Raw genomic sequence first — 17,612 nt, 5'->3', positions numbered from 1 at the left:
GGCGAGCGTCGAGCCGCTTCCTCCGCTTTGCTCTGTGCGAAAGCAAAGCGTCAGCTACAAAGCGCCCAGCCGGAACGGAAATCAACCCCTCGTTTTAGTAAATGCTATAGTTTCTTAAATCACAAAAAAAAGCTGAACTAATTGTTAGAATTAGTCCAGCTTAAAATAACTTTTATCTATTAATCTGTGATTGTCACGGTTTTTGTAGCTATAATTTTACCGTCTTTATCATATGCTACAAATTCAATCTCATTATTAACTTTGAAGTCCTGCATTGTTTGAACTGTTTTTGTTAGCATGTAGACACTATCACTACGCTTATTCAATTCAAATTGCACATCTCCACTTAAAGAAGGGAATCGTACATTTACCTTTGCAACATTTGAACAATTACCATCAATTCTTGCATTCATTGTAATATTGCCTTTGCGTAGAGTAACTGTCGCTTCTTCAAATAGATTTTCAGGAGTCACGCAACTTGACGACGAAGTTTTACATAAAATTGAATCAATAATTTTTTGGAAAACTTGATGTAATTGTAAGTTATCATTTGCGTGGTAATAAGTACCGCCAGTTTCAGTAGCCAGTTGCATTAAAATTGCATCATTGACTTGTGATTTTTTACCCATACTTACAGTGTAAACCTTAACCCCTTTATTTTTCGCTTCGTTCAGCACTTTTGTCATTTTAGATTTACTTGTTTTACCGTCTGATACGACAATTATAGCTTTTGAAGTTTTCGAGTCATTGGAGAATTTAGACAGAGCGAGATCTATACCTGCAAAGATATCTGTAGCACCCTTCTCTTTCGATGCTTTATATAGATCTTTTTTCAAGACATTGTCTGTACTGCCCTCTCCAAGAACAGTAGCTTTTGTATTTGTTTCAATAACAATATTATTTTTAGCCTTAATTTGATTGATTACTTCCATCATCTTCTTACCACGATAATTTGTTTGGTCAGAAGCTTTCATGGAAGCAGAGTAATCAACTACGTAAGCGACTTCTGTTGCTAAAGAACAAGAATTTTTACTAAAGTAAGGATTTGTGAAAATTTCCTTTGTAATTGTTTTATCTTTTAAATCCTTCAATATTGTTGCATAACGAGGATCTATTTTATTAACTAATGTTGCTTCAGCTTTTGATTTTCCATAAATAATCGAGTCAAAGTACGCTACAGCTGTACCTGGGCTACCTGTATTATTTAAATAATCCGAAGTATTTGTCACAAATGAAGCTGTTTTCTCAACACCATCAAATTTAATTTTTACTGTTCCTTGGTAGTCAGTAATAATTTCTCCACCAGGTTTTACTAATGTAACCATTACCTTAGTATAACGATCTTTACCCGATGGTCTTGATGCCGCATCCGCACTTTCCTTTAATGCTTCCACTCGTTTTTTATAAGCTTCTACTTGACCGAGTAATTTACCACCTTGGTATTTTAATAATACTGTTCGATCATAATTACTCAAGTTCGTGAGAATAGCATAAATTTTCATGACACTATCATAATGCTCTAGCGTTAATTTCTTTTCATCAGGCATATGGTTCATAAGTTGAATAATAGAACCGACTGGGTTTATGTTCTCTACCTGTGAGGCAATCGCATCATCAATTCCTTGAATACGATAAATTGGACGCCCATCATCTGAAATCATATACATAATTTCTGTTTTAGCAGGTGTTGTCACAGAGTCCTTCAAACGTCGATTTAATAGTTCCTCAAATAAGAAAACGGAAATATCATAGTTTTCAAACTGTAAAATGGCATGCTCATAGCCTAATGCTGGATATTTTGGATCCGAGCCACCGTATCTTAAATACATATTTTGCACATTGTCAAGAGCATCCTTTACATTTGTTTGTTGCCCAATACTAAATAGCTTTTTATCTGCATCTTTATCTAAAGGGACTGGATCGTAAACATCAATAATGTTTTCAGTAAAGAACTCAGGTAACTTTTCATACGGTACATATGGAGGTGTTACATTGCCATTTTCATCATCCGTATTTGCTGGATCATACACTTGATAATCAATGCGCATTTCTGGCTGAGGTGAGTAACGTACATGTGCATTCAATTTCTCACCTACAAGACATTTCATACCAGGATCTGTGTTGTTAATAAGTTCAAATGTAATTGTATCGCGTACAGATTTTGTTAATTTTGGTGCTATTACAATCACAGAGACAGTAGAGCCATCTGATTGTACATTTCGAACAGCTTCACCAGATGTGTCAACGATTTTTGCACCATATGACGAAGTTACACGGAATGTATAAGATTTATCATCAGGTATTGGATCGCCATTACAAGCTTTTAAAGATACAGTAATTAGCGTTGAATCTTGATCATTTGCAATTAAATCTGGTTTTTCAACATCAATACTTTGAAGAGCATTATTCACATACTCTGGTCCAGTAAAATCATTAGAATTATCCTTTGGCTCTTCAAATTCTGCGTTGTTTGAGCCCATGAAGCCTGACGGTAATGTGATTTTATCGTTATCACGACCTGCTGCTGCACGTTTTAATCCTAGTACAGCAAAGTTACCGTTTTGTACACTGCGATATAAAAATTCAGCAACATCTCCACGAGTTAGCTTTGTAGAAGGATTGAAATCGGCAAATGTCTTTTTACCAGTGCTTCCTGTTGAAATATCATTTGTGTATAAATATTGAACCGCTTGAGGCTCATCTAAATCTAAACCTTTAAAGGCAGCATATATACGCGCAAATTGTCCACGTGTAACAGCTTTCGAACGATTTGCTGTCGTGTAAGTACCGTTAAATGGTAAATAAAAATCACTATAGAAGTTATAAGCGACACTTTCGTTATATGTTAATGCATAGTTCTTATCGAGCTTCGCAAACATTACAACAAGCTCTCGTTCAGTTATTTGCTCATTAGGTAAAAAGTTGTTAGCGCTATTCAATGAGAGTAGATCATTATCGACTGCCCACGAAATAGCTTTGTATTTACCGTTATTGGTTGGGACATCATTAATTGTCGTAGCGGCTTGAGTCACAGCTGGAGTAGTTGTCATCAAAATTAGTACGAAACAAAGCAGAGATAGAAATGCCTTTTTAGCATATGTCATTTATTTTTCAGCCCTTTCATTAATTAAAGAACAATATATCATCTCGATAGTTTTGTTTTAAATCGCTTTCTAAATAATTCAAGAAACGTTCTAACACTACGGATGCTTGTGCTCGCGTTAATGGCTGATCTGGATTAAATCGACCTGTTGTAGGGTCACCAGTCATTAAGCCTAACTCATTCGCAATGTATATTCCGTCTTTTGAATAGTTTGGAATTTGCGCATCATCCTTAAACTTTGTCACATAGCCTGGATCTGGCGCCTTATTTTCTAGCCCTAATGCACGTACAAAAATCGTAGCGGCTTGAGCTCGAGTAATTTGATTATCAGGTTTGAAGTACTCTGGCGTTACACCTTTAATAATTCCTTTTTTATACGCAGACTCAATATAGGCATAATCTTTCACCGTACGTTTAACATCTTTAAAAACACTAGTAGCTGATGTCGATTTTTTCGTTTTCGGTTCTTCCATAACACGTAAGTCAACTGCCTTACCAATCGCCGTTGTAAAGTCAATACGCTTCATCGGGGTATTTGGTGAGAAGAAGTTACTCGCATCAGAATAAATACCTAAAGAGTATAATTTTTCAATAGCTCCTTTTGCATAATGATTTGATAAATCACGGAACTTAGGAATGATTAAACGTTCAATTGTCGGCATATATTCTTTATCTAAATCAAGAGTACCTTTTTGCCCAGAGGATAAATCATACGTATATTCTGAAATAACATCTTTTTCACTTACTACCGCATATCCACCATCAAAGCTCCCTAAACTTCCTAGGTTTTCTTCATAGTTTAGTACACGTGATTTGCTTGTCGATAAGCGATTTTTCACATGGCTAGTCTTACCGTCGCTATATTTATAAACAGCTTCTGTAATTTGTGTTTCTGTTGCTCCCCAGAAGTTTTCATAGCCAGCATGACGACTATCAGTATCAATCGTTACTGTATTTTGGACTGCATTTTTTCCAGTCCCTGTTTGATAGGCATATGTTTTTCTTGAAATCACATTACCTGAGTAATAATCAGAGGCTGCACGATTGTCCGTTACAGTTCCTTGTGAAAATTGGTAATCTACCAATGTATATGTTATTTTCCCAACAACAATTTTCTCAGTATACTTTTTCACTACACCATTCGATGTTTTTTGACCAATCGTAGCATAATCTACAACATCAGATTCGTAGGTCATATTTCGTGTTAATGTAGCACCATTACTTGCTGTTAGCTTTAGATTATATGTTTCGGTTAACTTTCCTTTAGATTCTTTTTGTGTAATTTTAATGTCTTTACTAGTACCTTTAAATATAATAGGTGTTCCTGTAATGAAAACAGCTTCCTCATATGTATATTCATTTTTTACAGCACCTGTTGTTTCTAATGAAACAGCTAATGTATTTTCTGGGATAGTAACTCCAATAACAAATACAGCAAGAACCACTAACATTATTTTAGATAAATGTTTTCGCATTCTTTTTTTGTCCCTCACTTTCATTCCATACATATCCGCATCTGGAGCTGCTGTCAATAATTTTCTTCAACTTTACAAAATAATCAGGTGAATTGATTAACCATTATTATCTGCTTTTATCAACACACCTGAAAAATTCAAGGATCAATTATACCTCGGCATAATTCGGTGACATCCACCGGAGGCTTTAGGCCAACACGATATTGGTCACTCAGTCGTTGCCGCAAGACGTGCGTCTATTTCAGCAGATGTTTGGACACTGCTGAAAAGTGACTTAAAACCGCATTCATCTCACCATCTATAGAGGTGTGAACTTCCGTAGCGCTGAAAGAAGTTAACATCTGCTCGTCTTCTACGCAGGGCGACAAAGTTTCCCACCACAAGCGAATATATTTGTCGTAAAAATACTCGCAGAAGACTCACAGACTTCTAAATTGATTAATCAACTAATATTAAATGAGCTTTGACAAAACGATCTGATAATACTACTAAACGATCAGAAGGTTTTAAATCAGATGCTTGAATAACTTTACCAGCTTTAATAATTGTAGCTTGATCAATATTCATATCAATCATTTCACCAGCTTCATACCAGCGACCATTTTGCCATTGACTAACGCTCTTCACATTAATTACAGCTGGGTATTTCGATTTAACTGACTGTAGTTTACCAGTTAACATTAATGGTGCAACAGGCTTCGCTTTATTTAGAATATGAAGGGCTTGTACATGACCATCCTTCACATAGAAGTATCCATATTCTCCTTCATATAGATGAAGCTCAATATCAGGAATAACACTATAAATTTTGTTACCATCATCTACTATGGCCTTTGTTGAATTACTAACAGATAGTACAGTACGCTCTGTTTTCTTGAAGACATTTGACTCAATCTTCATCGCATCATCAATTTCGATTAAATAGCCATCTGCTTGTGATAAACGTCCATAATATAACTCATGACCTGATAAGTTTGGTGACATAAAGCTATCACTTGTTACTTCCACAACTTGGGCATAATGATCACGTGCAGCACCGTCCGAAATAACAAAAGCTGTACCATAAGCTAATAAGCCAGTAGGTTCAATTAAACGACCATTTCTAATTAAAATCGTTCCATCGTGGAAGTATAATGTACCGGCAGATTTAAGTTTTAATAATTGATATTTAGTATCTACAGAAAGCATTGGCTCATAGTAAGTTCGCTCATTGTTTTTCAATACAACAATCTTTTCAATCACTTCTTTGCCAAATTGTTTAACTGTTGCATAATATGCTTGACTGCCAATGTAATTTTTCAACTGACCTTTATCAATTTTTGTATTTCCAACATATATCGGAACCTTCGATGAAAAATTCATCGTTGATAAAGCTGTTGTTGTGTCAGAGCCAAATTGCCAATTTATAAAAGCATGTTGGTTTTTGACAGTTAATTTATTTGTATTGGCATTAACTGTCTGTATCTCACCTTTATACAGGTTTTCAACTAATGTACCCGTCTCACTAATGTCTATTTTTGTGACAATGGATGTGTTTCGATTTTTAAGGCTAAGCTTCACACGATCCCCCACATATAAAGCGCTAATATCGACAGCTGAGGAGTTTTTTTGATATTCTGTATCTTTATTGATATAGTAAGTTGTTTCCTCCCCAATATCTGGCTTCAGCATAATGAATAGTCCATTTGGATCAATACTTGTCACTACTCCAGCAAGTATTTTTGTATTTTGCGCAACTGTTGGAGATTCTGTTTCATTTGTAGAATTAGAAGTACCTCGCAGCTCAACAACACTGCGAAGGGAAATTTCCGCTTCTACTTTCATTCCCATCTTAAAGCCTTCGATTGTTGTCACTGTATTATTAATATATAGCCGGGCACTATCATTGATATTGTATGTAGCTTGATGACCGCTTTCATTTTGCAAAGTAATTTTACTAAGCTTTTTTTCTATTACTCCGTTAGAATTTGCATATTCTGAAAATGTTACATCAACAAAGGTCCCAGTCACCATTTGGGCAGCATGAGCTGTTTTATTTGATGAAAATCCGAGAACCGTTAGTAACACAATCATTAGTATGTATGGAATCTTCTTCAACAAATCCCGCCTCCTAAAAAATTGTTATTATAAATAGTATATCGTACTATTGGTAGTTTTTCCTATTCAAAAAGTTACATTTTAGTGCTTTTACTTACTTTTTAAATCTACCATTAGACACAAAGATAGAGGTAGCTTCCATTTTCAAGCTACCTTTGCTTCATCATACTTGAACGTCAATTGTATGTCCGGCTGTCGGATGTGGAGCATCTAACATTTCAACTAATTGTTCTGTATTTTGCTGTTGCATCTCCATTGCCTGCTTCGTTACAGCTAGAGATACATTTTGCATTAAAGTTGCTTGATTCATTGCCATTGATAAAGCTGCGATATCCATTTAGTCCACCTCCTATTTAATTTATCGGTCAGTTGTCCCATTCATCAAGCGATTCCCCAAATTTTTAATAAAAAAACATCTACTGTCCTAAATAATAGACTCAATAGATGTTTTTTTATTACATTTTATTTTCGATTGTACGCCAAGCTTCTTCAAAGCCAATTCCTTTTTCTGAAGAAAAGACAATAAGGGGATCATTTTTTTCCATGTCTAGCGTTTCTTTCACGATTTTTTTATGCTTATCCCATTTACCTTTTGGAATTTTATCTGCTTTTGTTGCAATAACAATACAAGGAATATTGTAATGCTTTAAAAAATCATACATCATGCGATCATCAGCTGTAGGGGGATGACGTAAGTCAACAATTTGTACGACTGCCTTTAATTCATTGCGCCCTGTGATGTAACGCTCAATCATTTTTCCCCATGCTTCACGCTCAGTTTTTGAAACCTTTGCATAACCATAGCCCGGAACATCTACAAAAAATAATTGTTCTTCAATTTTGTAAAAATTAAGCGTTTGTGTTTTTCCGGGCTTTGAAGAAATACGTGCTAAAGCCTTACGACCGATCATTCGATTAATAAATGAGGATTTCCCCACATTTGAACGACCGGCTAGTGCAAATTCTGGCAGTCCATCTTCTGGATATTGGTCTGGTCTTACAGCACTTATGACCATTTCTACGTTATGGACTTTCATTTTCTTAAAAACCTCCGTCCAGTGCATGGGCTAATACTTCATCAGCCGATGACACTAGTTTAAATGTTAGTTGTTCGCGTACACTTTCAGGAATATCCTCAATATCTCGCTCATTATCTTTCGGACAAATAATTGTCGTTAAGCCCGCTCGATGCGCACTGAGTGTTTTTTCCTTTAAGCCACCAATTGGCAGTACACGTCCACGTAATGTAATTTCACCTGTCATGCCGACTTCACGGCGTATTGGACGATGTAAAATTGCGGAAACAATTGCGGTTGCCATAGTAATACCTGCGGAAGGTCCATCTTTCGGAACAGCTCCTTCAGGAACATGAATATGAATATCATGTGTTTCAAAATATTCTGCATCCACTTTTAGATCTCCCATTTTTGTACGGACATACGATAAAGCTGTTTGAGCAGATTCCTTCATGACATCGCCAAGCTTACCAGTTAACTGCAATTTTCCTTTACCAGGTGTTAATGATACCTCAATTTGTAATGTATCACCACCTACAGTTGTATAAGCAAGCCCAGTAGCTACACCGATTTGATTTTCCTCTTCTGCTTGTCCATATCGGAAACGATGTTTACCGAGTAATTCCTCTAACGTTTTCGAGTTCACTGTTACTCGTTTTTTCTCACCAGAAACGATGATCTTAGTGATTTTACGACATAGGGTTGCGATTTGACGCTCTAGTCCGCGAACACCTGCTTCACGAGTATAATAACGGATAATATCAACTACGGCTTCGTCTTTAATAATAACTTGTGTTTTTTTCAAGCCATGCTCTTTTAACTGTTTCGGTATTAAGTGATTTTTCGTAATTTGCTCTTTTTCAATTTCTGTATAACCAGCAATTGAGATTACTTCCATACGATCTAGTAACGGCCCAGGAATTGTACTTAAATCATTCGCAGTTGCTATAAATAATACATTTGATAAATCATAAGGTTCTTCGATGTAATGATCACTAAATGTATTATTTTGAGCAGGATCTAAAACTTCAAGCATTGCTGCTGCAGGATCTCCCCTAAAGTCATTAGACATTTTATCAATTTCATCTAGAAGGAACACAGGATTAATTGTTCCTGCCTTTTTCATCCCTTGGATAATACGACCTGGCATTGCCCCAACATACGTACGACGATGACCACGAATTTCCGATTCGTCTCGTACCCCACCTAATGAAATACGGATAAATTTGCGATCCAAGCTTTCTGCAACAGATCGAGCTAATGATGTTTTACCTACACCTGGAGGGCCAGCTAAACATAATATTGGTCCACGTAACGATTTTTTCAACTGACGTACAGCTAAATATTCTAATATACGTTCTTTTACTTTTTCTAAACCGTCATGGTCACGATTTAAAATGTCCTCTGCATGTTCGATATTCATGCGATCTTCAGTCGAATTTGTCCATGGTAATGAAACAATCCAATCAATATAGTTTCGGATGACGCCACTCTCTGCACTAGCTGCTGGTAGCTTCTCATAGCGATCCAACTCTTTAAGCACTACTTCTTTCGTTGATTCAGGCATCCCTGTTTCGTCGATACGTTTACGTAATTCAGCTACTTCACCAGTTTTTCCTTCACGATCTCCTAGCTCTGTTTGAATAGCTTTCATTTGTTCACGTAAATAATACTCCTTTTGCGTACGCTCCATGGATTGCTTAACTTTTGTATTAATTTTCTTTTCAAGATCAAGTACTTCTTGCTCATCATGTAAACGAATAATTAAATGATCTAATCGCTTCTTTACATTGAGCATCTCTAATACTTCTTGTTTATCTGCAATCTTAAATGGTAAATGCGATGCAATGATGTCTGCTAAACGACCTGGCTCTTCAATGTCTGCCACAGTACTGATGGTTTCAGATGTAATTTTATTGGAGCCTTTCGCGTATCTTTCGAAATACGTTAACAACGTACGCATTAAAGCCTGTGTTTCAACATCCTTACCGATTGTTTCCTCCTTAACATCGATGTCAACAATCGTATATTTTTCTAGCGCCCGATAGTTAGACCATGTTGCACGCGCTACACCTTCCACTAAAATACGCAGTGTTCCATTTGGTAATTTTAACATCTGTTTGACATATGCCATCGTACCAACTGTATATAAATCTTGCTCATCAGGCTGTTCATCATGCACTTCTTTTTGTGTTACCAATAATATCAATTGGTCCTCTAGCATCGCTTGTTCTAGCGCCGCTACAGAACGATTTCTACCCACATCAATATGTAACACCATCGACGGGTATACTAAAAGTCCACGTAAAGGCAATAATGGTACACTTGTTGTTTTTTGTATTGTCACCATGCGGGTATTCACCTCCGTCAAAATTTTCTTATTCACTCCCACGCTACTAGTATGTGTCTAAAAAGCTGATTCACACTAGTTAATCAATTGAGCCAAAAATTTCATCTAATTACAGTTGGCTTTATGTATGAATGAATAAAAAGCTGACTGTCGATATGTGCGAATATTGCACAATCGAAGTCAGCTAAATTACTCTTTATCTCATAACAATAGACATTAGTATCTGTTCGTTATGCTGAAGTTTTTGTGTCGCTACCTTCATCGAGTTCAGTGCCATCTTCAAGAAGCAATTTCGGTTTTTCTTTATCCGTAATTGTTTTTGCCGTAATGATACATTTTTTCACGTCTTCGCGTGAAGGTAGTTCGTACATTACATCAAGCATTGTTGACTCAATAATTGAACGAAGACCACGTGCACCCGTTTTCCGTTCTATTGCTTCTTTTGCAATTTCAGAAAGAGCACCTTCATCAAACTCAAGCTCAACACCATCTAGTTCAAGCATTTTTTGATATTGCTTAGCTAGTGCATTTTTAGGCTCCGTTAAAATTTGTACAAGCGCAGCCTCGTTTAATTGTTCTAAACTTGCAAGTACTGGTAATCGACCGATGAATTCTGGAATTAGACCAAATTTTAATAAATCCTCTGGAATCAACTTTGCCATAATTGAGCCTTCATCCATATCAATTTTGTTTGGATCTGAACCGAAGCCAATTACTTTTTCACCTTGACGACGTTTAATAATGGATTCTATTCCATCAAATGCTCCACCCACAATAAATAAGATGTTTGTAGTATCGATTTGTAAAAACTCTTGGTGTGGATGCTTACGACCACCTTGTGGTGGGACACTCGCAACTGTACCTTCTAAAATTTTTAGAAGGGCTTGTTGTACGCCTTCACCAGAAACATCACGTGTAATGGATGGATTTTCGGATTTACGTGCAACTTTATCGATTTCATCAATATAGATGATCCCTTTTTCAGCACGCTCGATATCGTAATCTGCGGATTGAATTAATTTTAATAAAATATTTTCAACGTCCTCACCAACATAGCCAGCTTCTGTTAGAGAAGTAGCATCTGCAATAGCAAAAGGAACGTTTAATATACGTGCCAATGTTTGGGCCAATAAAGTTTTACCGCTACCAGTTGGGCCGATTAACACAATGTTCGATTTCGCTAATTCTACATCATCAATCTTACTATTTGTATTAATGCGCTTGTAGTGATTGTAAACCGCAACTGCTAAAGCTTTTTTAGCACGATCTTGTCCTATTACATACTCATCTAAAATCGTTAAGATTTCTTTCGGTTTTGGAATATCTTGGAATTCAATTTCTTCTTCAACACCCAGTTCCTCTACAACGATTTCTGAACAAAGTTCGATACATTCATCACAAATATAAACACCAGGACCTGCAACTAGTTTACGTACCTGTTCTTGTGGCTTTCCACAGAATGAGCATTTTAAATTGCCTTTTTCATCATTAAATTTGAACAATATGTTTCACCCCTATTCAAGCAACAATCTTACAAGATTATTGAATCTTTATCAAATAAATTGTCTGCATCTATTTACACCACGGCGTTTATGTTTCAAGATTTTAAAAAGATTTCGACATTCATTGCACGAAAAACATTAACATTTATCGCCAATAATGCCCATTCATTAACTTGATGAATTCCAGCTCATCACCATAGCGTGTGGTTGATTTCCGTTCCGGCTGGGCGCTTTGTAGCTGACGCTTTGCTTTCGCTACAGAAAACATTTGCCGCTGTCGCGCAGATAAAACATTTGTTGCTGTCGCTTCGCTTTCGGACAGAGCAAAGCTTTCTGGGGGCGTCCAGCCTCCACTCCAATCAACTTATATAAATGAAGTGGCATACGTTTTAACAAATCTCATCCACAACTTTTGGTGATGAACTTGAATTCCGCTAATTATACCGTTGAATTCCATGTGTTGTTACTGACTGATTCTTCAGAAACCTCTAGCGACGAAAGACCTTTCTTTTCGTCAAGATTTCTGACACTAGACTGATATTTGGCTTGTGACCCTCACTATATACCGGTAATACAAGTTAAAAATACTCAAATGAGTAACTTACATTTCTATTAATTATGCCTCGGCATAATTGCTTCTGTCGCTTTGCTTTCGCGCAGAAAACATTTGTAGCTGTCGCTACAGAAAATAATGGCTGAAAGAAGTTAAAATCTATTACATTCGCCAGAGGCTTAACTTCATTCAGAAGAGGATGTATTTCGTTATTCCTCATTCGGAAGGATTGAGACATCAATATGATCTCAACTGAATAAAGTCAAATTTTAGCATCGTGTGAAAAGTCAAACAATACTATGTATTAGAGAAGTATAAGGCCTTTTGCCTATCCCCTTTTCAAAAAAGTATTTCCTTTTGGAGGATGCTTTTTGCGGTGAAAATAGTCGTAATATTAATAATATAATTAATTGAACTAATTCTAAAGGGGAATCTAGCTAAACCTAAATAAAAAATATGTGATAAAACAAGGCACGGTTTAATGCCGTACCTTGTTTTCATTTTTCTATCCAGTTACAAAAAATCCTATTCAGTAATTTTAGCGTTTTCTACTAAAAATTCAACTGTTTTTTGAATTTTAATGTCGTTTTCAAGAACTGCTGTGCCACCTAAAGCTCCAGTAATTTGCTCTTTAGTCATGTTAAATTGAGCAGCCATTTTTTCTAATTCAGCTGCGATATCAGCTTCAGTTGCTTCAATTTTTTCAGCTTCAGCAATTGCTTCAAGTGTTAAAGATACACGTACGCGGCTTTGTGCTTCTTCTTTCATTTGTCCACGTAAATCTTCTTCTGATTGACCTGAGAATTGATAGTAAAGGTCTAAGTTCATACCTTGCGTTTGTAAACGTTGACCAAATTCTTGTAACATACGATCAGTTTCAGAGTTAATCATACCAGCAGGTACTTCAAATTCTGCACTCTCAGCAGCTTTTTCTACTAATTCATCACGAAGTGCTGCATCTGATTCTGCTTGTTTTTGTTCAGCAGTTTGCTCTTTGATTTTAGCGCGTAAAGCTTCAACACCCTCAACTTCTGGGTCTAATTCTTTAGCGAATTCGTCGTTTAATTCTGGAAGAACTTTTGTTTTAACTTCTTTTACAGTTACTTTGAAAGTAGCTTCTTTACCAGCTAATTCAGCTGCATGGTATTCTTCTGGGAAAGTAACAACTACGTCTTTAGATTCACCATTTTTAATACCTACAAGTTGCTCTTCAAAGCCTGGGATGAATGAGCCTGAACCGATTTCTAGTGGGTAGTCTTCACCTTTACCACCTTCAAATGCTTCTTCACCTACGAAACCTTCAAAGTCGATAGTAGCTGTATCGCCTTCTACGATAGCTTCGTCTTCTTTAATTTCAAGCTCTGCTTTACGAGCTAATTGGTCTTGAATTTGTGTTTCTACTTCTTCATCAGTAACTTCTACTGGAAGTTTCGTAACTTCTAAACCTTTGTACTCACCAAGTTTTGGCTCTGGTTTCACTGTTACTTGAGCAGTAAATGTGAAATCTTTACCATGTGTGAAGTTTTCTGTACCAGAAATTTCTGGGTAATCAACTGGCATAATACCAGCTTCATCGATCGCTTTCGAATAAGATTCAGGAACGATGATTTCTAATGCATCTTGGTATAAAGATTCGATACCAAAGCGTTGTTCAAACATATTACGAGGCATTTTTCCTTTACGGAAACCTGGTACGTTAATTTGTTTTACAACTTTTTTGAACGCTTGGTCCATTGCTGCGTCTACTTCTGCAGCAGGTACTTCGATTGTAAGAGTACCGATATTACCTTCTTGTTTTTCCCATTTTGCTGACATGTATAAATACCTCCAAATAAATAATCAAGTTTATTGTTAGACAATTCATTCGTAACTACGATTTTGACAACCATTTTAGTATAACATAGATGCGTATAGTTTCAACTTATTTCATACTTCATGTAGTTCCGTTAACTTTTCTAACATTTGTAAAAAGTCAATGATTTCATAGTCCATTTCCTGTACTTTTCCGAGCATAGATTGTACAAAGTCTATATAACTATAAGCAATATCATCGGCTTCATACGGGTGCCATTCAAACGGATACGTCACAATGGCATGCTTCGCCATTAAATATTGTACCATTTCTAACGTCGATGGGTCTTGCTCTAATTTATTTTCGATTATATTTTTTACTTCCCTATACTGAGGCAACTGATTTGGTAAGACTAAATTGTTAGGGTTAATAATCTTTGTTCCATTAAATTTTGAAACAGTAATGTCTATTGACACTTCTTGTTCCACTAAAAGGATTAATGCTAAGCTCTGAACAAATGGATGGATTGTTGGACATTCAATAATAGCTTTCAATGCTGTCTTTAATTGTCGTACATTCGTATCCATTAAGCGATGCAGCCGAATTGATTGTTCGTTCGGCGTTAATGCACTAAATTTCGAAAGTTCATATTCTTGCTCTTCTAACAATCGTTTAGCATCCTCTTTTTTTTGAAGATTCTTAGCAACTTCTTGATTCAAGCTTCTTAAGCGTTCAAATTTCTCAAGCTGATCTTCTGGAAGTACGTTTTCTTCAATTAATGTCGTAATTAACGACTCTACTTGATGGTATTCCTTTAACTGCATACATACTGTAACATACAGTTCCATTACTTCTACATACAATGTCGTCCCCATAGCAAATAATTGCTCACAAACATTTTTAACTTTATCGTATTCTTTTAATTCATATAAAGCATACGCGTAGGTACTTAATGCAATTTCGTCTCCAGCTTCATATGAAAATGCTTTTTCAAAGCTTGCCACAGCCTCTTCATATTGATAATTTTCCGCATACATATGTCCTTCACGTATTAATGTCTGAACAGCACCAGGAAAAACAACAATATTGTCATGTTTGATAACATGCCGTTTTCGCTTTGTCATTTTTCTCACCTCTTTAGCTCTATTTTACTCATTAGTTAGTTCTTATTGAATGACCATCATAACATGGAGTTGATTTCCGTATTCGCTGAACGCTTTACCAGGAAGCTACTTTTATTTGGTCACGAAGGTTTATCCATATCTAGGACGCCCACCTTCACTCCAATCAATCTCATTAGTTGATCTACGTTTTAATAAATGTCACTTTCAACTCTTTAGGTAAATGACAACACTTATATACCAATAAATCAATCCACTGCTTATTTGCAACAAAAATCTTCACTTATGCATTTCATATTTTGTAATAAATTGTATTATAATTAATACTATATTTTATTTATTGTTATTACAGGCATCCTACTTTGTAATTTAAAGTTCTTCACAAGGAGTGGAATACATGCAATTAATAGATACAGTTAGTGAATTTGGTAGTAGCATCTCTCCTATGTATAAGGCACTATCAATTAAAGTTGTTTCGTTATCTACAGCGGACGGTCCCCATCTGAAGGATTATCCGATTGAATTTGAAATACTCACAAGAACTAAGATTGATGTATACACACAAGAAGCGATTACGCATATTATAGGTATCCAAGGTCACATCCCTGGCTCCATTTCACTTGGACACCCACATGAGTCACTTTATATTATTCCCCAAAATGTACACATTGAATGCAACTATAAACTTCTAAGTATCGACAAAAAAGATATGCAACGAATCTTACTGCACTCTCAACCGAATCTTCATTATAGTGAATGGCTAATTGATGCCATTAAAAATGCAAATATTCTCGTAGAATTAAAAACTAATCTAAACACCTTTACTGAATGGCCGCTCGGTATAAAGTCGGCCGTTATATCATAACTGGGATGAGACATACTTTAATAGGTATGTCTTTTATTATTGGAAACTATCGCGTCAATGCAAGATGTCCTTAAAAAATATGACTCTTCGGCAAAGCAAGGGGGGTGATTTTCGTTCCGACTGAGCGCTTCCCTGGGGGCGTCCGTTGAGCCGCTTGGGGCAACAGATGTTTTTTTGCGCGAAAGCGTAGTGCTAACGTAGCGGCAGCAGCAGGATGTTGGTCACGAAGGCGTTATCACAGGACGTGATGGTTTTAGCCTTCGTTCCTCTATTGCTGATCCCCAAGGAGTCGCTCAGTCTCCACTCCAATCAACCAATTCACATAGCAAATACCTTCTGGCATGTCACTCTAATTAATAGTGAAAAAAGATATTAAACAAGAGTGGGAAGCTACAGCAACAATTACGCCAAGGCGAAAAACGCTCCTTTAATAAATCTTTCCCTTTTTGTTGCTTGTCTATCATAACAACTTTCTCTTGATTCCGGAATTCCCATTGTGAATATACTCCTAGACAACTTCACAAATTAACAAATTTATCGTTGAAACGCTATAATAAAAATGCATAGCTCTAAAAGCATTTTTACTATATCTGCGCATTGTTATATAAGTAACTACAAAGACTAGTGATTATAAAGGAATACATTTAACAAAATGCTCTTATAGAGAATTAACTTAACTTCGGGGGAATTACATATGGATATCAAAAATACGTTACAATCATTTTCCACTATGACACACTCAGCACAACAAGAATTTATGTTGCAGAAAGGTGATTGGTTGTTACAAGAAATGTTAACGCACATTGGTTCACCAGATGCAGAATTACGAGACAAATTAATATATCGTACTTTTATTGAAATACTTAGCGATAATTTACTGAGCACCGAACAGTTACAATATTTATTTGATACTGTTATAGGCGACGATTTTTTATATTTAAAGTTAGGCGAAGAATTGACAGATAGTGTCTTTACACGTTCGTTTTCTGCTTTACTTGCAGCAAGTATTCTTGCAAAAGATGCTGAACTACTGGTTTTAAATGATGATCGTCTACAAATTTTCTTTCAAAAGATTGGCCGCTATTTATTATTGGAAAAAGATACACGAGGTCATGTTCATGATAAAGGCTGGGCGCATAGCATTGCACATGGCGCAGATTTAGCAGCAATGACGATTAAACACCCTAAATTCGATTTACAGCATGCGCCTTTCATCTTGCATGCATTGAAACTTGTTACATGGAAAGATACTGTCTTTGTCAACGATGAGGAAGAACGCTTAATTAATATAATTGAAGCGTTACTAGCTCGTAACTATTCCGAGGAAGCTTTAATAGAATTTGTCGAACAGGTATTTGATAAATTTGAAATGCATTTAGTGACGCAGGGCTATAACGAAGCCTTTTTTAGCGGACGTACATGCACATTAAATTTAATGAAAACATTGTACTTCGCCTTAAAGATGAATAACCTAGCCCCAAAACTTCAAAATACTATCTATGGACAAGTAGCGAAATGGCTAAAGCTAGGTGCATAAAATGTCTGGCGTAATCCGCCGAATAAAGATAAATTCCACTTTCTCTCTGCTTCGAACATTTATTTTCGTCCACATACCAAATTTAGCAAACTAAGAATTCCCTTAGTTTGCATTTTTTACTTTCCTGGCAAAACATCTAGAATGAAATAAATGGAAGTTAATAATTATATTAACATAATTTATATTCGTTTCCGAAATACT

General features: G+C 36.1%; 11 protein-coding genes. 2 read left to right on the top strand and 9 right to left on the bottom strand.

Features of this window, described 5'->3' with window-relative positions; translation table 11 throughout:
• Positions 1–179 precede the first annotated feature (179 nt).
• From ACMZ42_RS08100 to ACMZ42_RS08060, 9 genes are all read right to left on the bottom strand, one after another.
• A complete protein-coding gene (locus ACMZ42_RS08100; protein WP_415731122.1) occupies positions 180–3,104 on the bottom strand; it encodes a vWA domain-containing protein in 2,925 nt (974 codons plus the stop codon).
• 19 nt (positions 3,105–3,123) lie between these two features.
• Positions 3,124–4,578, bottom strand: coding sequence for an S-layer homology domain-containing protein (locus tag ACMZ42_RS08095; protein WP_415731121.1), 1,455 nt, complete (start codon positions 4,576–4,578; stop codon positions 3,124–3,126).
• Positions 4,579–5,016: 438 nt separating this feature from the next.
• Positions 5,017–6,675, bottom strand: a complete 1,659-nt coding sequence (locus ACMZ42_RS08090; RefSeq protein WP_415731120.1) for a hypothetical protein — start codon at positions 6,673–6,675, stop codon at positions 5,017–5,019.
• A 163-nt stretch (positions 6,676–6,838) separates the two neighbouring features.
• Positions 6,839–7,012 (bottom strand): YjfB family protein, encoded by a 174-nt coding sequence (locus ACMZ42_RS08085; protein WP_012295488.1) that lies wholly within the window; start codon positions 7,010–7,012, stop codon positions 6,839–6,841.
• Positions 7,013–7,130: 118 nt separating this feature from the next.
• Positions 7,131–7,712, bottom strand: coding sequence for a ribosome biogenesis GTP-binding protein YihA/YsxC (gene yihA, locus ACMZ42_RS08080; protein ID WP_132357011.1), 582 nt, complete (start codon positions 7,710–7,712; stop codon positions 7,131–7,133).
• Positions 7,713–7,716: 4 nt separating this feature from the next.
• On the bottom strand, positions 7,717–10,041 hold the full coding sequence (gene lon, locus ACMZ42_RS08075; RefSeq protein WP_415731119.1) for an endopeptidase La: 2,325 nt from the start codon (positions 10,039–10,041) through the stop codon (positions 7,717–7,719).
• Between the two features lie 230 nt (positions 10,042–10,271).
• Entirely contained in the window at positions 10,272–11,543 is a 1,272-nt protein-coding gene (gene clpX / locus ACMZ42_RS08070) for an ATP-dependent protease ATP-binding subunit ClpX (protein ID WP_323647644.1), read from the bottom strand.
• Between the two features lie 1,078 nt (positions 11,544–12,621).
• Positions 12,622–13,911: a trigger factor gene (tig, locus tag ACMZ42_RS08065; protein WP_370075452.1), complete on the bottom strand. Its 1,290-nt coding sequence runs from the start codon at positions 13,909–13,911 to the stop codon at positions 12,622–12,624.
• A 111-nt stretch (positions 13,912–14,022) separates the two neighbouring features.
• A complete protein-coding gene (locus ACMZ42_RS08060; protein WP_415731118.1) occupies positions 14,023–15,012 on the bottom strand; it encodes a CDC27 family protein in 990 nt (329 codons plus the stop codon).
• 394 nt (positions 15,013–15,406) lie between these two features.
• On the opposite strand from ACMZ42_RS08060, the gene ACMZ42_RS08055 reads away from it, so the two are divergent.
• Complete coding sequence (locus ACMZ42_RS08055) at positions 15,407–15,874, top strand: hypothetical protein (RefSeq protein ID WP_415731117.1); 468 nt, start codon at positions 15,407–15,409, stop codon at positions 15,872–15,874.
• A 694-nt stretch (positions 15,875–16,568) separates the two neighbouring features.
• A complete protein-coding gene (locus tag ACMZ42_RS08050; RefSeq protein WP_402873967.1) occupies positions 16,569–17,411 on the top strand; it encodes a DUF2785 domain-containing protein in 843 nt (280 codons plus the stop codon).
• The last annotated feature ends 201 nt before the right edge of the window (positions 17,412–17,612 follow it).

The organism is Lysinibacillus sp. NPDC056185, from assembly GCF_047737915.1.
GTDB lineage: Bacteria > Bacillota > Bacilli > Bacillales_A > Planococcaceae > Lysinibacillus.
The sequence above is the reverse complement of the archived record's forward strand: the minus strand, read 5'-3'. Positions and strand labels throughout refer to the sequence as shown.